We start from the raw sequence: 22,491 nt of genomic DNA, 5'->3' as shown, positions 1-22,491 counted from the left end.
TTTCCACTCATACAAAAGACCCTATGGTTTGTCTCCATAGGGTCTTTTTTGATATAATGAGGTGTTAGTATGGGAGGTAGTTATGGATCCGTTTTTGCGAACGCGTTGGTTGATCGGCTCGGATGCCGTGGATCATCTGCAGAAAAGTTGTGTCGCCGTTTTCGGCGTCGGCGGCGTCGGCGGCTTTTGCATCGAAGCCTTGGCGCGGGCCGGCGTCGGCCGATTGGACATCGTGGATTACGATAAGGTGGACGTGACGAATATCAATCGCCAGATCATCGCCACGACAGAAACCGTAGGCGAGCTGAAAGTGGATGTGATGAAGGCGCGCATCGCATCCATCGTGCCGGAAACGGAGGTGCGCACCTATCCCATGATGTTTAACGAAGCCACCGCCGAGGAAATCGACTTCAGCGATTACGACTACGTGGTGGATGCCGTGGATCAGGTGACGGCGAAGCTTTTAATTATCGAAAAGGCCAAGGCCTGTGGCGTGCCCGTCCTATCGGCCATGGGCGCGGGGAATAAACTGCATCCGGAGGCCCTCGAGCTCGCCATGCTTTCAGAAACGAAAGTCTGCCCCCTGGCGCGGGTCATGCGCCGAGAAGTGAAGAAGCGGGGCCTCGGCGACATTCCCGTGGTCTATTCCACGGAAGAGCCTAAAAAGGTCGAGGGCATTGAAGAACGTTCGCCGGCCAGTATTTCCTTTGTGCCTTCCGCGGCGGGGCTGATTGCGGCGTCGAAAGTGATCCGAGATTTAGTTCAAAGTGAGAAAGAGGATAGTCTTGTTAGAAAATTACAATGATCGTCAGAAAGAAGCCATACTCCACACAGAGGGGCCTCTCTTGGTGCTCGCCGGAGCCGGCAGCGGCAAGACCCGCGTGGTCACGGGAAAAATCGCCTATTTGATCGAAGAGATGGGCGTCTCTCCCTACCGCATTCTCGCCATTACCTTTACGAACAAGGCGGCGAAGGAAATGAAGGAGCGGGTGGCCAAACAATTGGGCCGCACCGTGGAAGGCATGTGGATCAGCACCTTTCACTCCATGTGCGTGCGCATTCTTCGCGGCGACATTCATTACCTGGGCTACGACAAAAACTTCGCCATTTACGACAGTGCCGATCAAAAGACCCTTATTAAGGAGTGCATGAAGGAATTAAACATCAGCAAGGAAATGTTTAAGCCCTACGGCCTCTTGAGCCAAATTTCCACGTGGAAAAACGAAGGCACCGACGCGGACAGCGCCATGAAGGAGAATTTCGGCGATTTCTACGGTCGGCAAACGGCGGAGGTCTACCGCCTCTACGAAAAGAAGAAGCGGGAAAACAACGCCCTGGATTTCGACGATCTTTTGGTAAAGACCGTGGAGCTCTTTCAGTTGAAGGCGGATGTTTTGGCCTATTACCAACAGAAATTCGAATACATTTTCGTGGACGAATACCAGGACACGAACCACATTCAATACTTACTGGTCAAAATGCTCTCGGCCAAGGCGAAAAACCTTACCGTCGTCGGCGACAACGATCAATCCATCTATCGCTGGCGGGGCGCGGACATCGGCAATATTCTTTCCTTCGAGAAGGATTTTCCCGGCGCGAAGACCATTTTGCTGGAGCAAAACTACCGTTCCACCACGCCGATTTTGGACTGCGCCAACGCCCTTATCGCCAACAATCCCAAATTGAAAGAAAAGAATTTGTGGACGGCGAAAAGCGGCGGCGATCCCGTGGTCTACCGGGAATTTTACCACAGCTCCGAAGAGGAATTGGCCGTGGTGCAAAAGATGCAGCACTTAAATTACAAGGGCACGGCCTACGGGGAGATGGCGATTTTGTATCGCACCAACGCCCAGTCCCGGGGCTTTGAGGAGGCCCTTATGCGCGAGGGGATTCCCTACCGCGTCGTGGGCGGCCTGCGCTTTTACGACCGCAGGGAAATCAAGGATGTTATCGCCTATTTGGCGGCGGTAAACAATCCGAAAGACGACATCAATATCAGCCGCATCGTGAACGTGCCGAAAAGGGGTATAGGTGATACGACTTTAGAAAAGCTCCGCGCCTTTTCAGCCGAGCGGGGCATGAGCCTCTTCGCCCTTATGGAAGAGCTGGAGTCCTATCCGGAACTCAAAATTCGCGCACAGAAAAACATTCGCGAATTTGTGAACTTGATCCACCTTCTGCAAAACAAGGCGGCGGAGCTTAGTCTGGCGGAGTTGGTGGAAGCGATTTTATTTGAAAGCGGCTATGCCGACGAGCTGAAGCGGGAGGACACGGTGGAATCCCGCACCCGCCTGGAAAATGTGGAGGAATTTATCTCCGCAGCGGCGGAATTCGAAGAATCCAATCCGGATATGAGCCTAACCGATTACCTGGGTAACCTCAGTTTGATCTCCGATAAAAATGAATTGGACGACGAATCCCACGCCGTAAAGCTCATGACCATTCACGGCGCAAAGGGTCTGGAATTTCCCGTGGTTTTCGTGGTGGGGCTGGAAGAGCGACTGTTCCCCACATCGCGAAGCTACGACGACGAGGAGAGCATGGAAGAGGAGCGCAGGCTCATGTACGTGGCGGTGACCCGGGCGGAAGAGAAGCTCTTTCTCTCCTCGGCCAAGTCCCGCACCCTCTACGGCAAGCGCAACAGCGCCATGCGAAGTCGCTTCGTGGAAGAGATCAAAGACAACATTACCGTCCACGAAGAAGAACCGCGGAAGAAGGATTTAAAGAGTCGCCACGACATTTATACCGGGGCGGTTGCGCCGGAGACGAAGCCGGTGAAAAAATCTCAGCCGCTTCCCGAATTAAGCGTCGGCGACACGATCGTTCACAAAAAGTGGGGCGAGGGGATGCTCGTGCAGTTAAAAGGCGACGAAGGCATCATTTCCTTTGAGGGCAAGGGGCTGAAGACTCTGAACCTGAAGGTGGCGCCCATTCGAAAGAAGGAATAAGATGGAGAAGATGCGAGGGATCATCGACCAATTAAATACCTGGGCCCACGCCTACTACACCTTGGACGCGCCTTTGGTGGACGACAAAACCTACGACGCCCTCTACGACGAGCTCGTGGCCATGGAGAAGGAGACGGGGGAAGTGGCGAGCGATTCGCCCACTCGTCGCGTCGGCGGGGATCTCTTGGAAGGCTTTGAAAAGTTTACCCACGAAAAGCCCCTCTATTCCCTGGACAAGGCCCAAAGCTACGAGCGCCTCAAGGCCTGGTGCGATCGCATGCGCGCGGCCGGCGCCGACGACAAGGGCTATATGGCGGAACTGAAATTCGACGGGCTCACCATTTCCCTGACCTACGACGACGGCAAGCTCACCCGCGCCGTCACCCGGGGCAACGGCACCGTGGGCGAAGTGATTACGGAGCAGGTGGTCACCATCTCCACCGTGCCCTTAAGCATTCCCTTTAAGGGCCATTTGGTGGTGCAGGGCGAAGGGCTAATGCCCTACAAGAGTCTTAAAAAATACAACGAAACGGCGGCGGAGCCCTTAAAAAATCCGAGAAACGGTGCCGCCGGCGCCTTGAGAAATCTCGATCCCAAGGAAACAAGGCGGCGCAGGCTCACGGCCTACTTATACAATTTAACCGATGCCGAGGGCATGGTTTTCAAAACGGACGAAGACGTGAAGACTTTTTTAAAAGAACAGGGCTTTCTCGTCCATCCCATGACCCGCCGTTGCGAGGATTTTCACGCCATTTTAGACTACATCCACGAAGTGGAAAACACCCGCGACCGGTTGGACGTCATGATCGACGGCATCGTCCTCAAAATCAACAACGTCACCAAGCGCGAATCCCTGGGCTACACGGTGAAATTTCCCCGCTGGGCCATCGCCTACAAATTCGAGGCGAAGGAAGTGGTTACGAAACTTCTCGACGTGGAATGGAATGTGGGCCGCACGGGGAAGGTGACACCCACGGCCATTCTGGCGCCTGTGGACATCGACGGCGTCACCATTCAGCGGGCCACATTAAATAATTACGACGACATTCTGAGAAAAAATGTGCGCATCGGCGGCGAGGTGTTTTTAAGGCGAAGCAATGACGTCATTCCCGAAATTTTAGAGGGAATCGGCGAAGAAGGTGATAGAATAGAGATGATCACCAAATGTCCCGCCTGCGCCACGGAGCTGGTGCAAAAAGGCGTGCACAGCTTCTGCCCGAACACCATCGGTTGTGAGCCCCAATTGGTGGCGCGAATCGATCACTTCGCCTCTCGCGACGCCATGGACATTACGGGGCTCAGCGAAAAGACGGCGGCAAAATTAATCGCCGCAGGTCTTTTGCACGAGATTCCCGATATTTACGCACTGAAGCGGGAAGAGCTCACGACCCTCGAGGGCTTCGGCGAAAAAAAGGCGGACAATCTATTAAACGCCATCGAGGGATCGAAAAAAATCAGCTTTAAGCGCTTTATCTACGCCTTGGGCATCGGCCAGGTGGGCATTAAAACCGCCGGGGATCTGGCGGATCACTTCGCCGATTTCGACGCCCTGGCAAAGGCCGAAGAAGCGGAGCTTGTGACCATCGAAGAGATCGGCCCGGAGACGGCGAGAGAGATTCGCCTCTTCTTCATCGATCCCGTTATCGGCGGCTACGTCCACGACTTAATGGATGCGGGGATCGAGCTGATCTACGAGCAATCGAAAAAATCCGGCGTCCTCGACGGCATGACCGTGGTGCTAACGGGCACCTTGTCCAGGCCGAGAAGCGAAGTGAAAGCGGCACTGGAAGCGGAAGGCGCGAAGGTAACCGGATCCGTATCGAAAAATACCGATCTCGTTCTCGCAGGCGATGCGGCGGGATCGAAAGCGGAAAAAGCGGAGAAATTAGGCGTACCCGTCTTATCGGAAGAAGCCTTTAACAGAAAGTGGGGAGACCTCCTATGAAAAAAGACGAAATCAGACATATTGCGGAAATATCCAAACTATACTTCACCGACGAAGAATTGGAAGCCATGGAAAAAGAATTTTCCGACACCATGGATTTGATGGATACGATCAAACAGGCGAAAGTGCACTGTTCGCCCACCTTCCATACGAACGTCTTGCCCAATCGCCTGCGGGAGGATGAAATTCGCCCGTCTCTGGACCGGGAAGATGCCACAGGCAATGCCGTGGCCGTGAAGTACGGCTACTTCGAAATCATTAAATTTGTGGAATAAGGAGGCCTCATGAATCTGACCCAATTAAGCGGCTTGGAAACCAGACAACTTTTCCTCGACGGAAAAATTACTTGCACGGAATTGGTCGAAGCCTATTTAGAAAATATCAAGCGGGACGAAGAGGATTTAAATGTCTTTATTACCCTCACCGACGAAATCGCCCTTGAAAAGGCGAAAGAATTGGACGAAAAGCGAGAAAGAGGCGAAGAGCTCGGCAAAATGGCCGGCATGGTCGTCACCATAAAAGACAATATCGCCGTGAAAGACGTGCGCATGACCTGTGCATCGAAAATGCTCGCCGATTTCATCTCCCCCTACGACGCCGTGGTTACCACGAAGTTAAAGGCGGCGGATGCCATTATTATCGGCAAGGTCAATTTAGATGAATTTGCCATGGGCTCCTCCACGAAGACATCCTATTTCGGCACCACGAAAAATCCCGTGGACAGAACCCGCGTCTCCGGCGGCTCCTCCGGCGGAAGCGCGGCGGCTGTGGCGGCAAACTTCTGCTCCATCAGCTTGGGAACCGACACCGGCGGATCCGTGCGTCAACCGGCGTCCTTCTGCGGCGTCGTGGGCATGAAGCCCTCCCACGGAAGCATTTCCCGCTACGGCGTGTCTTCCATGGCCAACACCTTCGATCAAGTGGGCGTCTTGGCCCACACCGTCGACGATGTAGAATACGTCCTGGAAATTCTGGAAGGCTCCGACCTGCGCGACGCCACTTGCATCGGCAACGATTCCCTGAACGCCGAAGCCGTAAAAGCGGCGAAACCTTTAAGCCAATTAAAGGTCGCCATTCCCGACACCTTCAAGACCTTCGAAGTGGAAGAGCCCGTGAGAGACGCCTTCCAACGCACCGTGGACTTTATGCGGGATCAGGGCGCTGAAGTGGAATACGTCCACATCGAGAGCTTGGATCTGGCCATCGCCGTGTACCATATTTTGGTCAACGGCGAAATCGCGCCGAACATGAGCCGCTTCGACGGCATTTTATACGGCTTTATCGCCGATGATTACGACAATATCGACGAGCTATACATCAAAACCCGCAGCGAAGGCTTCGGCGATGAAGTGAAGCGCCGGATTATGATCGGCTCCTACATTATGAGCATGGATCACTCCAAGGAATACTTCGAGCAATCTCTGGAAATGCGTCACTGCATGATGAGTGAATTCAACGAAGTATTCGAAACCCACGACGTGATCCTCTGTCCCACCTCGCCGACGGTGGCACTGCCTATCGACAAAAACATGACGCCGGTACAGATCTACATGCTGGATTTATTTACCGTCCCCGTCAATCTCATCGGTACCGGCGGCATCAGCGTGCCCGCATCGACGAAAGACGGTCTTCCCGTAGGGATTCAAATTATTCCGAAGAAGAGCCACGACAATCAAGCCATTGCCACGGCGAAAGAATTGGAGGGAAATATCTAATGGGTTACAAGACAATTGTGGGATTGGAAATCCACGTCGAATTATCCACAAAGACCAAAGCCTTCTGCGGCTGTGAAAATGCCTACGGCAGAGAGCCCAACACCTGCACCTGTCCGGTATGTTTGGGCCTTCCCGGGGCCACCCCCGTGTTAAACAAGGGCGCCGTGGAGCGCGCCATTGAAATCGCTACGGCATTTCACATGCGCATCAACCACAAGTCCACTTTTTCCAGAAAGAATTACTTCTATCCCGACTTAACCAAGGGCTATCAAATTACCCAAACGGACGAGGCCGTAGCCAACGACGGTTACATTGAAATCGAAACCGATGACGGACCGAAGAAAATCGGCATCCATCAAATTCAATTGGAAGAAGACACGGGTAAGAGCCTCCACACGGAAAACGGCACCACCCTCATGGACTACAACCGTTGCGGCGTGCCCTTGGTAGAAATCGTCTCCGATCCGGACATGGCATCGGGTTTGGAAGCGCGTCTGTTCTTGGAAAAACTGAGAAACACCCTGCGCTATTTGGAAGTCAGCGACGTGAAAATGGAAGAAGGCTCCCTGCGCTGCGACGTGAATGTCAATATTAAGAACACGGAAACCGGGGAGCGAAGCGCCATTTCCGAAGTGAAGAATCTGAACTCCTTCCGCGCCGTTGAAAAGGCCATCGACTACGAAGTGGCCCGTCAAATCGAGCTCATGGAAAAGGGCGAGACGGAACTTCGCGCCACCCGCCGCTGGGACGACGCGGAAAACAAAACCGTGGTTATGCGTGTGAAGTACACGGCCAGCGACTATCGCTTCGCGCCGGAAGGGGATCTGGGCCCGCTGTTTATCGACGACGAATGGATCGAAAAGGTGCGCGCGGGCATGGCGGAGCTTCCCGATGTGAAGATTGCCCGCTTTATGGACACCTACGGTCTGAAAGAATACGACGCGAAAGTTATTTGCGGTTCGAAAAAAGTCGCCGACTTCTATGAAGAAGTGGCGAAGCACTTTACGGACTACGACATGCTTTCCAATTGGTTTATGACGGAATTTCTGCGCCGCGTGGAAGTCTCCGACGAGGGGGAAATGAATGTTCCCTTCGAAGGAAAAGATTTCGCCTACCTTCTCGAACAAATTAAATCCGGCAAGATCAACAACAATGCCGGGAAGAAAGTCTTCCGCAAAATGTGCGAGGAAGGCAAGAAGCCCAAGGCAATCATCGAGGAAGAGGGCCTCGTACAAATCGGCGACGCGTCTGAAATCGAAGCCATGGTGAAGGAAGTATTGGCGGAAAATCCCGAGTCAGTGGAACAATACAAGGCGGGCAAAGACCGCGTCGTGGGCTTCCTCGTCGGTCAAGTGATGAAGAAAAGCCGCGGCAAGGCCAATCCTCAAATGGCCAACGAAATGCTCGTGAAGCTTCTTAATCAATAGGAAAGGGCATACACAGTGGAACGTGTGATCACTTCGGCCATTACAAATTACGGGTACTTGGCCGTCTTCGCATTGATTTTTATTGAAAATGTGTTTCCGCCCATTCCATCGGAAGTGATTTTGCTCCTCGGCGGCTTCTTCGTCGGACGGGGCAATCTCGCCTTTCTTCCCACCACCTTGGCGGCCACGGCGGGATCCCTTTTGGGTGCCTACATTCTCTACGGAATCGGGCGCCTGGTTCCCACGGAAAAAATTTACGACTCCGCCGAGCATGGTTGGATGGGAAGGTTGGGCTTTAAGAAAAAGGAAATTATGGGCGTGGTAAACACGTTCGAGCACAAGGGCAAGGCTCTCGTCCTCGTGGGCCGCTGCGTGCCCGTGGTTCGTAGCCTGATTTCCATTCCCGCCGGCATGGTATCCATGCGGCTTTCCGTGTTTTCCTTACTTACGGCGGCGGGTTCCTTCGTATGGAACTGCGTGCTCACTTTTCTCGGCTACAAAACCGGCGAAAATTGGCATGTGATCCTCACCTATTTGGATTACTATAAATACGTCATCGTGGCTCTGCTGGCCGTGCTGGCCGTAGCTTATTTGATTTGGCATTTTAAACAAAGGGACGCAGAATGAAATATAAACGTATGGAAGAAGCGGTTTTTCTTAACAGGGAAAATCGCTTTATTGCTATGGTAGAAAAAAACGGCAAAGGGATTCGGGTTCACGTGCCCAATACCGGGCGATGCCGGGAGCTTTTCGTCCCCGGCGCGAAAGTGCTCCTCGAGGGGGCTGATCCTGCGAAAAAACGAAAGACCCCTTATAGCCTGGTCACGGTTTACAAGGGGGAAAATTCCATAAACATCGACTCCCAGGCCCCCAATCAATTGGCTGCGGAATACTTCGACGGTGCGCCTTATCTAAAGGGCTTCGGTAAAATCATATCCTACGAACGGGAGGTGAAGCGCGGCGACAGTCGCTTCGACTTTTACCTCAAGGGCACAGAGGGCGAGGGCTTTTTGGAAGTGAAGGGCGTCACCTTGGAAGAAGACGGCCTGGCGAAATTTCCCGACGCGCCCACGGTGCGCGGCGCGAAGCACATTCGCGAACTCGGCGACATGGCTGCGGAAGGAAAGTGCTGCGGCGTGCTATTCGTCGTGCAGATGAAAGGCATTTGGGGCTTTACGCCTAACGAAGAGACGGATCCCGATTTCACTCAGGCACTGAGGGAGGCGGAAGCGAAGGGGCTTCATATTTTCGTCGCGGACACGGTCGTCGACGGGGCGGAAATGGCTATGGATAAAGCCGTGCCCTACTTCAGAAAAATGCCTCTCGCCCTCGTGAAGGCAAGAGAAGAAGATTTGCCTCCCGTCATGAAGATGATCGACGGGGCACGGGCCGCATTGAAGACCGACGGCGTGGATCAATGGCAGGGAAAGGATCCTGCGCCGGAAGATCTTTTGGAAAACATCAAAGCCGGTTGTTGCTACTTTTTTAAAGACGATACCGTCGTCGGCATGGCCGTGCTAAAAGAAGGGGCGGATCCTACTTACGATGTTATCGACGGCAACTGGCTCACGGATGGCGACTACCTCACCGTCCATCAATTTGTCGTGGACGACAAACGAAAGGGCGAGGGCATGAGCCGCCGCATGATGGATCGGATTTTCGCCTATGCAAAGTTTAAAGGCATTCCCGCCATTCGCATCGACACCCACGCCGATAATTTCCGCATGCGGGGCCTAATCGAGTCCGCGGGCTTTACCTACTGCGGCGTCATTACCGTGGCCGACGGCACGGAGCGGGTGGCCTACGAGCAGGTGATTCGATGAAGCGCATGCTATTATCCGCCGGACATTCCGGCGCGGGGAAGACCTCCATTACCATGGGAATCATCGGCGCCCTGATTCGCCGCGGGATGACGCTGGCATCGGCGAAGATCGGTCCCGATTACATCGATCCTATGTATCACCGAGCTCTCGGAGCTTACGGCGTGAACCTGGATCGCCATTTGATGGACGACGATTACATTCTTCACCTTATGGCCCGGTTGGAGAAAAAGGACGTCATCGTCACGGAAGGGGCCATGGGCTATTACGACGGCATGGCCACCACGACGAAGTGCTCGGCGGCGGAGATGGCGAATTTCACGAAGACGCCGACGATTTTCATCGCTTCGGGGCGGGGCAAGGGCGCGAGCCTCGGCGCGGAGCTTCAAGGATTTTTAAATTACGGGGAAAACACCATTTCAGGCGTGATCTTAAATCACACAAAGCCCGCCATGGCATCCTACTACGAAAAGATCATCGAGGAAGCTACGGGGCTTCCCCTTTTCGGCTGCATTCCCGACTTGGATCGGGATTTGCCCGAGCGCCATTTGGGCCTGCATCGACCGGAGGAGATCGAAAACTTTCGCGTCTTCGCAGATAAATGGGCGGATAGCGTGGAAAATTACGTGGATTTAGATAAGCTCCTCGCCGCCTGTGAAACGAGGTCCGTGGGCCGAGAAATGGCGATGAATCCTTCGCGGGAAAAAATTCCCGTGGCCATTGCAAAGGACGAGGCCTTTTTCTTTTATTACGAAGACGTCCTCGTGGATCTTTCCGAGCGCGGCGTGGAATGGATTCCCTTCTCGCCCCTCGCGGATTCTCTGCCCAAAGGAATCTGCGGCGTCTACCTGGGCGGCGGCTATCCGGAGCTTCACAAAAAAGCCCTCGGAAAAAATAAAGCCCTTGCTCGGGATTTAAAAACTTTCGCGGAAAAGGACGGCGTTATCGTTGCCGAGGGCGGCGGCTTTATGAGCCTTCTCGAAAAAATCGACGGCAGCGAAGCCTTCGGGTTCTTTCCCGGCGAGGCGAAAATGACCGATCGCCTGCAACATTTCGGCTATCAAGTGATCACGGCGGAGGAAGACGGCCTCTTATTAAAGGCCGGCCGGTCGGCGCCAGTCCACGAATTTCATTACAGCGCCGCCGATGAGGAGGGGGACGAACTTCTGATTCAAAAGCCGAGCGGCTGGGGAAAGAGACGCACGGCGCATTACGGGAAAAATGTTTATGCAGGTTACCCGCAACTTCACTTAAGCGGCGACGAGAGACTGAGAGAAAATTTACTGCAAGCATTAAAGGAGGCGACACCGTGGCAGGGTTAATGGTATTGGGAACGGCGTCCAACGCGGGAAAGAGCGCCATGGTGGCGGCGCTCCTTCGCATTTACGCCAACAGAGGCTACCGTGTGGCGCCCTTTAAGGCACAGAACATGGCGCTGAACAGCGGCATCACCGACGACGGATCGGAAATCGGGCGGGCACAAATCGTGCAGGCGGAGGCGGCGCGGATACCCGCCGACGTGCGCATGAATCCGATTCTCTTAAAGCCTACGGCGCCGGGGGTGAGCCAGGTTATCGTAAATGGCCGCGTCTACAAAAATCTCGAGACCCGCGCCTACTACGCCGAAAAGAAGAAGCTATTTCCCAAGGCCCTGGCGGCCTACGAATCCTTGGCCGATGAATTTGACTTTGTCCTGTGCGAAGGGGCGGGGAGCGCATCGGAGATCAATCTAAAGAGCGTGGACATGGTAAACATGGGCTTTGCCAAGGCGGCGGACATTCCCGCAATTCTCATCGCCGACATCGATCGAGGCGGCATGTTCGCCTCCGTCGTGGGGACATGGGAGCTTTTCGATGACGACGAGCGAGGAAGGCTCAAGGGCATCGTCGTGAACCGCTTCCGCGGCGACGTGTCCATATTAGAGCCGGGCCTTAAAATATTGGAAGAGCGCACCGGCGTTCCCGTCCTCGGCGTCGTGCCCTATGCCGACGTGCGCTTGGAAGCGGAAGATTCCCTGGCCATGGAATTTCACGAGACGGATCGCGGAGCCGTGGACATCGCCGTCATACGCCTGCCCCACATCTCCAATGTCACCGACGTGGCTCCTTTTCAAATGATGGCCGATGTTTCCGTTCGCGCCATTACACGGGTGGAGGAATTCGGCGAGCCGGATCTCTTGATCATCCCGGGGACCAAAAACACCATGACCGACTTAAAATGGCTGAAGGAAACGGGGATCTATGCCCGCGTTCTGCGCCACGCGGAGAGAGACGGAGCCGTCTTTTCAATTTGCGGCGGCTTTCAAATGATGGGAGACATCCTTTCCGATCCGGAGGGAGTGGAAAGCGGCGGCACCATGGAGGGGCTCAAGCTCTTTCCCATGGACACCGTCTTTTCAAAAGAAAAAAAACAATGCCGCGTGGAAACGACGATTGCCCCTTCCGAAGGCCTGCTGAAAAATCTTAGCGGAACAAAAGTGGCGGGCTACGAAATTCATATGGGACAAAGCGAGATAAAAGAGACCGGCGAAATAGAAGAACTGACGGAATCCGGCGGCATCGTTAAAGAGGGAAGACTCTACGGCACCTACATTCACGGCTTTTTCGACGCCCCTCACATCGCCGAAGAGATCGTGGCCGCGCTTAAGAAAGAAAAAAATCTGCTGCAGAAAGAAGCGATGGACTACGCCGCCTTTAAAGACAGCCAGATAGAAAAACTGGCCGCGGTAGTTGAAGAGGCCCTGGATATGAAGAGGCTGGACGAAATTTCAGGTCTGTTGTAAAGGGAGGCGACCATTGAAGATTCTGATGATCGAAGACGACGAGACCATCGTCTACGGCGTGAAAACGTATCTGGCTCGGTACGACATGGATGTGGTGGCGGCGAGTCGCTTGGGCGATGTGGGCGAAGAGCAAATACGCTCCGCCGATCTGCTCATTCTCGATGTAAATCTTCCCGACGGATCAGGTTTCGATTTCTTAAATTGGGTCCGTTCCTTTTCTAAACTGCCCATTCTCATGTTGACGGTAAAAGGCGACGAAGACTATGTCGTGAAGGGACTGTCTCAAGGGGCCGATGAGTACGTGGCGAAGCCATTTTCCCTTCCCGTACTGAAGGCGCGAATTGACAATCTTTTTAAGCGCCTCGGATCGGGAGAAGAGTTGTTGGAATTTAAAGAGCTGATCTTAGACAGGCAATCGAAGACGGCGATCTTGCGGGGCGATGCAGTGGACTTAAATAGACAGGAATTTGATCTGCTGGCCATGCTATTGGCACATCGGGGCAGACAATTGTTGCGAAGCCAATTAATCGACGAGGTGTGGGGCTTTGGCGACGAAGTTAACGATAATACACTCACCGTCGCCGTGAAGCGTCTTCGCAAGAAACTGGGACCTTACGGCCATTTTATAAAAACTGTGCGGGGCATGGGCTATTTTTGGGAGGATGGCGATGACTAAGAGACAGACCCTATTGATCCTATCGCTGAATCTCGTCCTTTCCATGGTTGTAGTCGCTTTCTTTCCCCGCTTCGATTGGTTGACCGTCGCGCTATTTTTTATGATTAACGCAGGGCTTTACTTTGCCATCGATCGCTTTGAAGGGAAGGGTTACTTAGAGATCGAAGAGAAGGTTGACGACATGATCCGCCTCCTACATAGTTCGGATCCGGAGTCGCGAGTCGATGAGGCCGAAGAAGACGATTTTTCTAAGCTGAGAGATGAAATCGTGAAGATGACATCAGAAAATAAGCGCATCGCTCAAGAGGCTGAGAGGCGTCGCGTTCAACTGAAGGAATATACGGAAGATATCGCCCATCAAATCAAGACGCCAATTACAGGCACCTTGCTTATGCTGGATCTCATCGACGATGCATCGGACAAAGAGGCCCTTGAACGTATGGGCCGATCCATGGAGCGCCTATTGGGCCTTTCCGATGCGCTACTGAAATTGGCGGCGGTGGACAGTGACGTGGTGGCCATGAAAAAAGAAGCGGTCGACGGTATGGAGCTGGCGACATCCGTGGCGGAAGGATTGGAAAGTGCCTTCGGGAGAGAAAAGATCCCTTGCACTATTTATGGCGAATCAGTGGCTCTCTATTGCGATAAGAAATGGACCTACGAAGCCCTGTTTAATCTGGCGAAGAACGGCATGGAAGCGTCCAAAGAAAGAGGCATCGCCATGACTTTCCTAGAAACCAATGTCTACAAATCCATTGTCGTCGAAGATTTCGACGAAGGCATGGATCGGGACACCTTGGAACAAGCATTTCGGCGCTTTTATAAAAAAGATCCCAACACACCCGGCTTTGGAATCGGCCTTCCCATGGCAAGGGCGATTATGAAAAGACAAGGCGGCGATCTCCTCTATACAAAAGGCAAGGAATCAAATCGATTTGAGTTGCGCTTTTACGAATAGACGAGGCATCGGTACTCGGTCACCGACCGGTCACTTTCACTTGATATCGTAGGCTCAGAAAAGGAGGAACCCTATGCATATTGTAAAAACAGTGAATCTAACGAAAACCTACGGTCGGTCGGTGGAAGTCCGCGCTCTTGACGGCGTGAATTTCCAGTTGGAAAAAGGAGACTTGGTGGCAATCATCGGCGACAGCGGATCGGGAAAATCCACCTTACTCCACCTTTTGGCGGGCATCGACAGGCCCACCGGCGGCGAAATTTATATTCAAGATAAAAACATTACCACCCTTAGTAACGAGGAAATGACCATTTTCCGCCGACGAAACATCGGGGTCATTTACCAATTTTTTAATCTGATCCCGAATATTACGGCGCGGAAAAATATCTTGCTCCCCTTGCTTCTCGACGGAAGAAAGGAAGATGAAGCTTATTTTAAAGAGATTATTTCGATTCTCGGGATCGAAGATAAATTGGACCGCTATCCGAAACAACTTTCCGGCGGCGAGCAGCAGCGGGTGGCCATTGCCCGAAGCTTAATCACGAGACCCGCCCTGATTTTAGCGGATGAGCCCACGGGAAACTTGGATCGGCGAAATTCCGAAGAAATCACTGCCCTTTTCCGATTGGTCAACGAGCGCACCGGCTCCACCATGGCCATCGTGACCCACGATGAAAAGGTGGCCAACAGCTGCCAAAAAGTTTTTCGCATGATCGATGGAAAACTCTTCCCTTCGGAGGTGTAGATGATGAAAATAATTGGTGAATTAGCTGCCTCCGTGGTCAACGCCGGAAAAAAAGACGCCTTGGCGGTAAAAACAAGCATACTGCTTGCCGTGATCCTGCTGGGAACCATTCTCTTCATCACTACCTCTTTAAGAAAAGCGGAAGTTGATTTTGCCATCGCCGATTCAGGCGATTACCACGCGTCCATTGCCGAGGTCGACGCCTCTTTTTACGATGAGCTAAAAAAGAATCCGGCCATCGAAAAAATTGCCTTCGATCGCATTGTAAAAACGGACCGTAACGCCGTGATTTACGAACGAGAGGATTATTTCAATCAATTAAAAAGCTTCGAACCCGTCGAGGGAAGGCGACCGGAAAGAGAAGACGAATTGTTGGTGCCCGATTCGTTTTTGAAAAGCAACCGGGATCTGCATCTGAACAGCACTTTCGAGGCGGAAGGGAAGACTTATCGGATCGTAGGCGTTTACGAGAGCCCCGAAATATCGTTTGATGAGTATTATCTGATCGGCCGCTTGGGAGATGCGTCAAAAGACGCACTTTATGACGGTTCGAGTGGCGTAGAGGCCTATATATGGTACAAAAATCCACGGGATACCTACACCCTGACGCGGGAGATTTTACAGAAGCGAAGCATCGATCCGAAGACGGCGGAAAGTCAGGGGCGATTGGGTTACAACACCCGTCTCTTGAATTATAAATTGATCTATCCCAATGGAATTATTCCGCCGAAAAATGTGCTATCTCGTGCACTGGAAATGTATATTCCCATGAGTCTGTTGGTACTCTTATTTGCCTTTATTATTTACGGCGCTTTTAACGTGTGGAACAGTCGGGATCAGCGGGAGATCGCCCTGTTAAAAAGTGTGGGCATGACGGAGAAACAAGTAAAGAAAATGATTCGCAGGCGCGCTTTTCTTTTGGCGAGGGGGCCGATTTTGCTGGGCACGGCTCTGTCCTATGGCGTGGCCAACGGACTCTTGTATTTAATGTGGCGCAACAATGCCAAGAGCATTTATGCTATGTCCGACATATTAAGCGAGCGAATTAAGGCGCCGGATTTTCAACCTGTGAGCCTTTCACCCTATGTGGTTTTGGCTATTTTAATACTGGCAGCGGCGGCGGTTTATCTATCCGCCATGGTGCCGGCGAAGCGTTGCGGGAAATTAAATATTATCGAGGGATTAAACGGTCTATCGGAAAAGGACGGGCGACTGGGTCCGTCGAAAGTAAGGGGAAAAGTCGAAAAGACTTTGGCCAAAGATTATTACCTTTCTTACATGAGAACCTACCGCACGATCCTTTTGTCCACGGCGCTTTCGGCCGTCATTCTCACCGTGGTCATGGTGTCCGGTGCCTACTCCGGGCTCACTGAGACCTACGATAAATTCCGCAGCCCCTATTCTTTTTCATCGGTAATCTTTACCCCGGGATCCATGGATCCCAAAATGATTGAGGATCTAAAGGCTCTAAAAGGAGCGGATGAATGGCATTTATATCGCAAGCAAAACTTTAAGTGCTTTGTCGGAGACAACGGAGCGTTCTTTTCGGAACCCATGAAAAAGGCGTTAAAAGACGGTAAGAAGTCAAAGGAATTGTATGCCAGGATGTATGGGCTTAGCGACGAGGATTACGAAAAGCTTTTGGAGGCGAATGGATACGATAGCGATACGTCGTATTTGCTCTTAAATAAAACCGCCGCCGACGACGGAAGCCCCTATGCCTTTCGGAAATACATTCCCGTCACCGACGGAAGCGGTGCGGTGAATTTGCGCTACGCCGCGGAGGGCAAGGTGATGGCCGTCGGCATCGGCGGCGTGATCGACGAGATGCCCTTCGCCATCGAGCCCATGACGGCCCAAGAAGTCTCCCTGTTTACGCGACAGTCCACCATGGAAGCCTTTTTTGAAAAGGAAGGACACGATCCCGCAGATCCGGTTAGTTGTTACAATATTAAAATGCGCGCGGACAAAAACGTGGACAAAGTGTCCGAAGATTTTGAGAAAGTCATCGCCTCCTATATTCCGAAGACCGACCACTCCACCTTGACTCAAGCCATGAGTCGGGCCTTGGATAATGAGGCAGAGAGGAATGTGCGCGTACTGAACGGAGGCATTCAAGGGATCCTCCTCCTCATTGCTTTGACCAATGCTTACAATAGCTTTATCGGCAATTTACGGGCGAGGAAGAGGGATTTTGAACTGCTTATGACGGCGGGCATGACGAAAAGGCAAATGAAATCCATGGTTTACAGAGAAGGCGGTACGCTCTTTGTTCGCCTACTTGCCCTTTACGCCATCTTGCTTCCCGTGGTCATCTTGGGGCGATCGGCGAGGAGTAAATTCGCCATTACTTTCGCCGCAAAACATCTTTTCCTCACGACGAACTATCTGCCCATTGTCTTTGTCTTCGTCGTCATGGGAATCGGGATCAGTCTTTCTATAAAAAAGGGTTTGGAGCAAGTATTCGTTGAAGACTTAAATTGAATTGCACTCAAAAAGGACTTCCGCCTTGGGAAGTCCTTTTTCCATGAAAAAATCGGCACAAGAAGCCTTGTGCCGATTCGTTATTTTTATTCGACGGTTACGGATTTCGCCAGGTTTCTCGGCTTGTCCACGTCGTTGCCTAAGAGGACGCTCACTTTGTAGGCGAGGATTTGTTGGGGCAGGACGGCGAGGATGGGGGCGTAGAGATCGGAGATGGCGGGGATGCGAATCAGATCGTCGGCCACTTCGTCGATGTGGGCGCTGACGTCGTCGGTGATGACGATGTTGTAGGCCCCTCTGGCTTTCACCTCTTTAATGTTGGAAATGCTTTTTTCCACGAGAAGGGATTGGGTGATAATGGTGACGATGGGAAGTCCCTCTTCCACGAGGGCGATGCTGCCGTGTTTTAATTCGCCGGCGGGCATGGATTGGGCGTGAATGTAGGAAATTTCCTTGAGCTTCAAGGCGCCTTCTTTCGCGCTCAGGTAATCGATGCCGCGTCCCAGATAGAAGATGGCCGGGTGAGAGGAGAGGCGCTTTGCAATGGGATCCAAATCATCCACATGCTCTAAAATGGATTCGATTTTTTCCGGAACGCCGGAGAGCTCTTCGATGGCAACCTTCACCGCTTCTTCGTCGTAGGTGCCCAGCTTGTAGCCGAAGTCCAGGGCCAGGAGATAGAGGCTCAAGAGCTGCGTGGAGTAGGCCTTGGTGCTGGCCACGGAAATTTCGGGGCCGGCGTCGCAGTAAATGACTTTGTCGCTTTCACGGTCGATACTGGAGCCCAACACATTGGTAATGGCGAGGACCTTCGCGCCCCGTTGCTTTGCTTCCCGGAGCACGGCCAAGGTGTCGCCGGTTTCGCCGGATTGGCTCACGACGATGAGCAGGCTGTTTTCGTTTAAGAAGGGCATATTGTAGCGGAATTCCGATGCGATTTCCGCCGTAATTTCTTTTTGCATGGCATCTTCCAAGGCGCGCTTGCCCACTTGGGAGGCGTGGAAGGCCGTGCCGCAGGCCGTCATAAAGACGTGGTCGAAGTTTTCGATTTCATCTTTCGTAAAGGATTGATCGCCGAAGCTCACGAAGCCGTCGTTGACTTTGCGGAGCAAACAGTCGCGAATGGCCTTGGGCTGTTCGAAGATTTCTTTCATCATGTAGTGATCAAAACCTTCTTTGCCGGCGCTTTCCATGCTCCATTCCACGGTCTTTACTTCTTTATCCACGATTTCGCCGTGGTTGTAGATGGTGTATTTACCGCCTTCGATGACTACGAGATCGTCGTTGTCTAAATAAATCACATCCCGCGTGTAGGCCAAGAGGGCGGGGATGTCCGATGCGGCGAAAATGCCGTCGTCGGCGATGCCTAAAATCAAAGGCGATTCTCTGCGGGTGACGATTAAGGTTTCCGGATCGTCGGAGGAGAGAACGGCCAGGCTGAAGGTGCCGCGCAGTTCTTTCGTAGCTTCTTCCACGGCGGATTTCAAATCCCCGTGAAGTTTCGATGCGATTAAATTGGCAACCACTTCCGTATCCGTTTCGGAGTAGAAGGTGAAGCCTTCTTCCATAAGGCGGTTTTTAATGGCCTGGAAGTTTTCGATAATGCCGTTGTGCACCACGGCCACCTTGTGGTCGCTGGACACGTGGGGATGGGCGTTCATTTCGCTGGGAACGCCGTGAGTGGCCCAGCGAGTATGGCCGATGCCGTTGTAGCCCTCGAGGGGATGTTTGCGAAGTTTTTCTTCCAGTGCGTCCAGGCGGCCGGCGGCCTTCGTTACTTTCAAGAGGCCATGGTCGATCATGGCGATGCCGGCGCTGTCGTAGCCGCGGTATTCTAATTTTTCAAGTCCCTGAAGAATGCGTTCTTCAGCATTTTCCTTGCCGTTAAAGGCAACAATTCCACACATAATATCCTCCTAATCTCGGGAGCTGCCGTATTGATTTTGTGCCAAGATTGCTCCGGGTTTTGTACAATACTCAGGTTGCAGACCTATGAAGCATCCGCCGAAAATTCGATCACTTCATTCCTCGTCCACCTAAATGGTGCTGGCGCTTAGTATCTTCTCCCGTTTAAATAAATTGCGTACGTATTTCATTATACCATAGCTTTCGCAATTTAGAGAATAGGTACAATCTTGACGGAAACACAGGGGATTGTTATGATAAAGAGCAGTGAAAGGCAAACAGCCACACTTATTAGGAGGTAAATTAATGACAGAAGAAAATAAAGTATTGGCGTCCATCGGCAATGTTGACATTCACGAATCCGATGTGGATGCCTATTTAAAGAGCATGAATCCCCAAATGGCCATTCAATTCCAAGGGGACGAAGGCAAAAAGCACATCTTAGACGAATTGGTGCGCCAAGAGCTCTTGCTTATGGATGCCATGGACAAGAAGATGGACGAAGACGAAGAATTTAAAAAGGTCTTTGCCGACACGAAAAAGTCCCTTTTAAAATCCTACAACTTCAGCAAGACCATCGAAGGCGTGGAAGTGTCGGAAGAAGACATGAAGAAATTCTACGAAGAAAACAAGCGCTTCTTCAAGAAACCGGAATCCGTTCACGCCGCACACATTTTAGTCGACGAAGAAGAAAAGGCCGCCGACCTTGCCAAGCAAGCCCGCGACGGCGCAGACTTCGGCGAATTGGCGAAAGAACATTCTTCCTGCCCCTCCAATCAAAACGGCGGGGACTTAGGTACCTTCGGCCGCGGCCAAATGGTGCCCGAATTCGATGAAAAGGTCTTTGACATGAAAGACGGCGAAATTTCCGATCCCGTAAAGACCCAGTTCGGCTACCACGTCATTAAGCGCATCGAAGGCAATCCGGAAGGAGAAAAGAGCTTCGACGAAGTGCGCGGCGAAATCCAAATGGAACTCACGCGCCAAAAACAACAAGAACGCTACTTGGAAAAAGTGGCTGAACTCGAAAAGAAATACAAAGTCGAATACAAATAAAATGAGCGGCTCCGGCCGCTTTTTTATTTACAAACATTGAAATCAAGCGGTTTTCGTGCGTATGGGCCGCTTTTTTAATCGGGGAGAAGGATCGTTTTCCTGCACGATTCTGTGATATACTGGTTCTATGTCAGGGGGAAGATATGGAACTGGATTTATTCAACTTTATTGACCGCTCCATCGAGCTGTTGAACAATAAATACGAGTTTATAGCGGAGCTCGAGCGGGAGCTTGAAAACTTTTTTGAAATGGAATTTAAAGACAACGACAGTTTTCTCGCGGTCAATTCACGAATCAAATCGGCAAATTCTCTAAGAGAAAAAATTATTCGAAACAGCCTCTATATGCGCTACGACGACGCTGCGGAAATGCTCCGGCACATGCAGGATATTATCGGGCTTCGGATCGAATGTCGTTTTACCGACGATGAGGTGGCCATTTATCGGGCCATTAAAGACCTGTTTTACATTCCCGTGGGAGGCGGCTACTACCGATCGCCGACCCACAAACACATTTTTCTGGATATGGAAACGGCCCAGCCTATGATTCAAAAAAACGGCTTCGGTATTTATAAAATCGACGGAATCATTCAAAAGGGCGACGAAAAGCTCAATTTCGAATTGCAGATCAAGTCCCTGGTCAATGTATTCTGGGGGGAAATCGACCACAAGGTCTTATATAAAAATTACAACTACATGCTCACGGAAGAATTTTTCCGGGACATTATGCATTCAATCAAGGACAATCTGTCCATGATCGACCGCCAGTTGCGCATCCTATACGAACATGTCAACGACATGGATTCCTCGGCGGTGAAGAGCAATCACAGGCAGCTGAAAAGCCTATTGTCGAAAATCATTCACGATATTTTCGTGGGCACCATTCGCAAGGAGCTTGGTTTTGTCGTGGACTTTAACGAGACCTCGGACATTATCGTGGAATATTTGGACTACAAATGCCAGGCTCTGTTGGATTACGACGAGGGGGAAAATTTCATTCGCCTGTTGAACCGAATCAACCACATCGACCAAAAGGGCTTTAAAGTGGCCGAGGGCGTAGAATTCGATCGGCGGCCAACCTTTACCACGGCCTTTACCGAGCGTGTGGGCAAGGCGGTATACGCCGTCATGCAGCGGGAGTTCGGTTGGAATCTGTTTTTTAAGATCATCGCCGAAATCGAGCAGTCGGAGCCCAGGATCGACTTCGAAGAATTTTTCCGCTATTTGGAAAGTTTGTTAATCGAGACCATAAAAAGGGAAGTGGACAGCAGCGGCTTTTCCGAGGAAGAGTACGAGGCGGTCATCGACTTTATTTTAAACTGCTACGCCTCCATGGTGGAAAAAGATCCCTCCATGAACCACATGATCAGCAGTTACTACGGCTTGAGCACCCATTCCATTTCTCAGGTATTCAGAAACATTCGGTCCTACGAAGATTTTCAGAATAATAAAGGGCGCATCGAGCGCATGTTAAACTATTAGGAGGTACCATGGCAGAAATTATTTTGGCCGGCGGTTGTTTTTGGGGCGTGGAAGAATACTTTCGGCGCACCGATGGAATCACCGCCACCGTGGTGGGCTACATTAATTCCGACATTCCGAACCCCACCTACGAAGATCTTTGCTACGGTAAGAGCAAGGCGGCGGAAGGCGTGATTATCGAATTCGATCCCGAGGTCATATCCCGGGAACAAATCGTGGATTTATTTTATAAAATCATTGACCCATACAGTTATTTCCGCCAAGGCAACGACGTGGGGCGCCAGTACCGTACAGGGCTCTATTACCGGCCCGGGGACGAGGCCCTGAAGGATTTCTACGAAGCGGATAAACAGAAGCGTCAAAGCCAATCGACGCGCAAGATTTGGGTGGAGGTGGCGCCTCTTGAAAACTTCACTGAAGCCGAGGAATACCACCAACGGTATTTAGTGAAAAATCCCGGCGGCTATTGCCATATTCCTTTACCGAATAAAAGCGAAAAGTAATGACGAAGCGGCGCGTTTCGTGTAATATGTAGTATAAAGAAGAGGT

18 protein-coding genes are annotated in these 22,491 nt (G+C 51.9%); 17 read left to right on the top strand and 1 reads right to left on the bottom strand.

Annotated elements, in window-relative coordinates; translation table 11 throughout:
• Positions 1–82: 82 nt before the first annotated feature.
• From DG046_RS05090 to DG046_RS05025, 14 genes are all read left to right on the top strand, one after another.
• The gene (locus DG046_RS05090) at positions 83–805 is read left to right on the top strand and encodes a tRNA threonylcarbamoyladenosine dehydratase (RefSeq protein ID WP_108831473.1); all 723 of its coding nucleotides are present in this window, start codon (positions 83–85) and stop codon (positions 803–805) included.
• The gene (locus DG046_RS05085) at positions 786–2,948 is read left to right on the top strand and encodes an ATP-dependent helicase (protein WP_306419035.1); all 2,163 of its coding nucleotides are present in this window, start codon (positions 786–788) and stop codon (positions 2,946–2,948) included. The genes DG046_RS05090 and DG046_RS05085 overlap by 20 nt, the downstream gene beginning before the upstream one ends.
• A 1-nt stretch (position 2,949) precedes the next feature.
• On the top strand, positions 2,950–4,893 hold the full coding sequence (gene ligA, locus DG046_RS05080) for an NAD-dependent DNA ligase LigA (RefSeq protein ID WP_108831472.1): 1,944 nt from the start codon (positions 2,950–2,952) through the stop codon (positions 4,891–4,893).
• The gene (gene gatC, locus DG046_RS05075; protein ID WP_108831471.1) at positions 4,890–5,168 is read left to right on the top strand and encodes an Asp-tRNA(Asn)/Glu-tRNA(Gln) amidotransferase subunit GatC; all 279 of its coding nucleotides are present in this window, start codon (positions 4,890–4,892) and stop codon (positions 5,166–5,168) included. The genes ligA and gatC overlap by 4 nt, the downstream gene beginning before the upstream one ends.
• Before the next feature lie 9 nt (positions 5,169–5,177).
• Positions 5,178–6,608, top strand: a complete 1,431-nt coding sequence (gene gatA / locus DG046_RS05070) for an Asp-tRNA(Asn)/Glu-tRNA(Gln) amidotransferase subunit GatA (RefSeq protein WP_108831470.1) — start codon at positions 5,178–5,180, stop codon at positions 6,606–6,608.
• Entirely contained in the window at positions 6,608–8,035 is a 1,428-nt protein-coding gene (gene gatB, locus DG046_RS05065) for an Asp-tRNA(Asn)/Glu-tRNA(Gln) amidotransferase subunit GatB (protein ID WP_108831469.1), read from the top strand. The genes gatA and gatB overlap by 1 nt, the downstream gene beginning before the upstream one ends.
• A gap of 15 nt (positions 8,036–8,050) precedes the next feature.
• A complete protein-coding gene (locus DG046_RS05060; protein WP_108831468.1) occupies positions 8,051–8,662 on the top strand; it encodes a DedA family protein in 612 nt (203 codons plus the stop codon).
• A complete protein-coding gene (gene sfsA / locus DG046_RS05055) occupies positions 8,659–9,858 on the top strand; it encodes a DNA/RNA nuclease SfsA (protein WP_108831467.1) in 1,200 nt (399 codons plus the stop codon). Before DG046_RS05060 ends, sfsA begins: the two co-directional genes overlap by 4 nt.
• Complete coding sequence (locus DG046_RS05050; protein ID WP_108831466.1) at positions 9,855–11,177, top strand: cobyrinate a,c-diamide synthase; 1,323 nt, start codon at positions 9,855–9,857, stop codon at positions 11,175–11,177. The genes sfsA and DG046_RS05050 overlap by 4 nt, the downstream gene beginning before the upstream one ends.
• Entirely contained in the window at positions 11,165–12,637 is a 1,473-nt protein-coding gene (locus tag DG046_RS05045) for a cobyric acid synthase (protein WP_199909586.1), read from the top strand. Before DG046_RS05050 ends, DG046_RS05045 begins: the two co-directional genes overlap by 13 nt.
• A gap of 13 nt (positions 12,638–12,650) precedes the next feature.
• The gene (locus tag DG046_RS05040) at positions 12,651–13,313 is read left to right on the top strand and encodes a response regulator transcription factor (protein WP_108831464.1); all 663 of its coding nucleotides are present in this window, start codon (positions 12,651–12,653) and stop codon (positions 13,311–13,313) included.
• The gene (locus DG046_RS05035) at positions 13,306–14,271 is read left to right on the top strand and encodes a sensor histidine kinase (RefSeq protein ID WP_108831463.1); all 966 of its coding nucleotides are present in this window, start codon (positions 13,306–13,308) and stop codon (positions 14,269–14,271) included. The genes DG046_RS05040 and DG046_RS05035 overlap by 8 nt, the downstream gene beginning before the upstream one ends.
• Before the next feature lie 73 nt (positions 14,272–14,344).
• Positions 14,345–15,016 (top strand): ABC transporter ATP-binding protein, encoded by a 672-nt coding sequence (locus DG046_RS05030; RefSeq protein ID WP_108831462.1) that lies wholly within the window; start codon positions 14,345–14,347, stop codon positions 15,014–15,016.
• Positions 15,017–17,500, top strand: a complete 2,484-nt coding sequence (locus tag DG046_RS05025; protein ID WP_108831461.1) for an ABC transporter permease — start codon at positions 15,017–15,019, stop codon at positions 17,498–17,500.
• Positions 17,501–17,586: 86 nt separating this feature from the next.
• Here DG046_RS05025 and glmS read toward each other — a convergent pair whose 3' ends face one another.
• A complete protein-coding gene (gene glmS, locus DG046_RS05020) occupies positions 17,587–19,407 on the bottom strand; it encodes a glutamine--fructose-6-phosphate transaminase (isomerizing) (protein WP_108831460.1) in 1,821 nt (606 codons plus the stop codon).
• Positions 19,408–19,711: 304 nt separating this feature from the next.
• Between glmS and DG046_RS09800 the strand changes: the two genes are divergently transcribed.
• The 3 genes from DG046_RS09800 (at position 19,712) to msrA (ending at position 22,445) form a co-directional block, all read left to right on the top strand.
• On the top strand, positions 19,712–20,461 hold the full coding sequence (locus DG046_RS09800; protein ID WP_234411460.1) for a peptidylprolyl isomerase: 750 nt from the start codon (positions 19,712–19,714) through the stop codon (positions 20,459–20,461).
• 143 nt (positions 20,462–20,604) lie between these two features.
• Positions 20,605–21,942: a GTP pyrophosphokinase gene (locus DG046_RS05010; protein ID WP_108831459.1), complete on the top strand. Its 1,338-nt coding sequence runs from the start codon at positions 20,605–20,607 to the stop codon at positions 21,940–21,942.
• 8 nt (positions 21,943–21,950) lie between these two features.
• Positions 21,951–22,445: a peptide-methionine (S)-S-oxide reductase MsrA gene (msrA, locus tag DG046_RS05005; RefSeq protein ID WP_108831458.1), complete on the top strand. Its 495-nt coding sequence runs from the start codon at positions 21,951–21,953 to the stop codon at positions 22,443–22,445.
• Positions 22,446–22,491: the final 46 nt, after the last annotated feature.

The organism is Aedoeadaptatus coli, assembly GCF_900343085.1.
GTDB lineage: Bacteria > Bacillota > Clostridia > Tissierellales > Peptoniphilaceae > Aedoeadaptatus > Aedoeadaptatus coli.
This window is presented reverse-complemented; position numbering and strand designations above follow the sequence as displayed.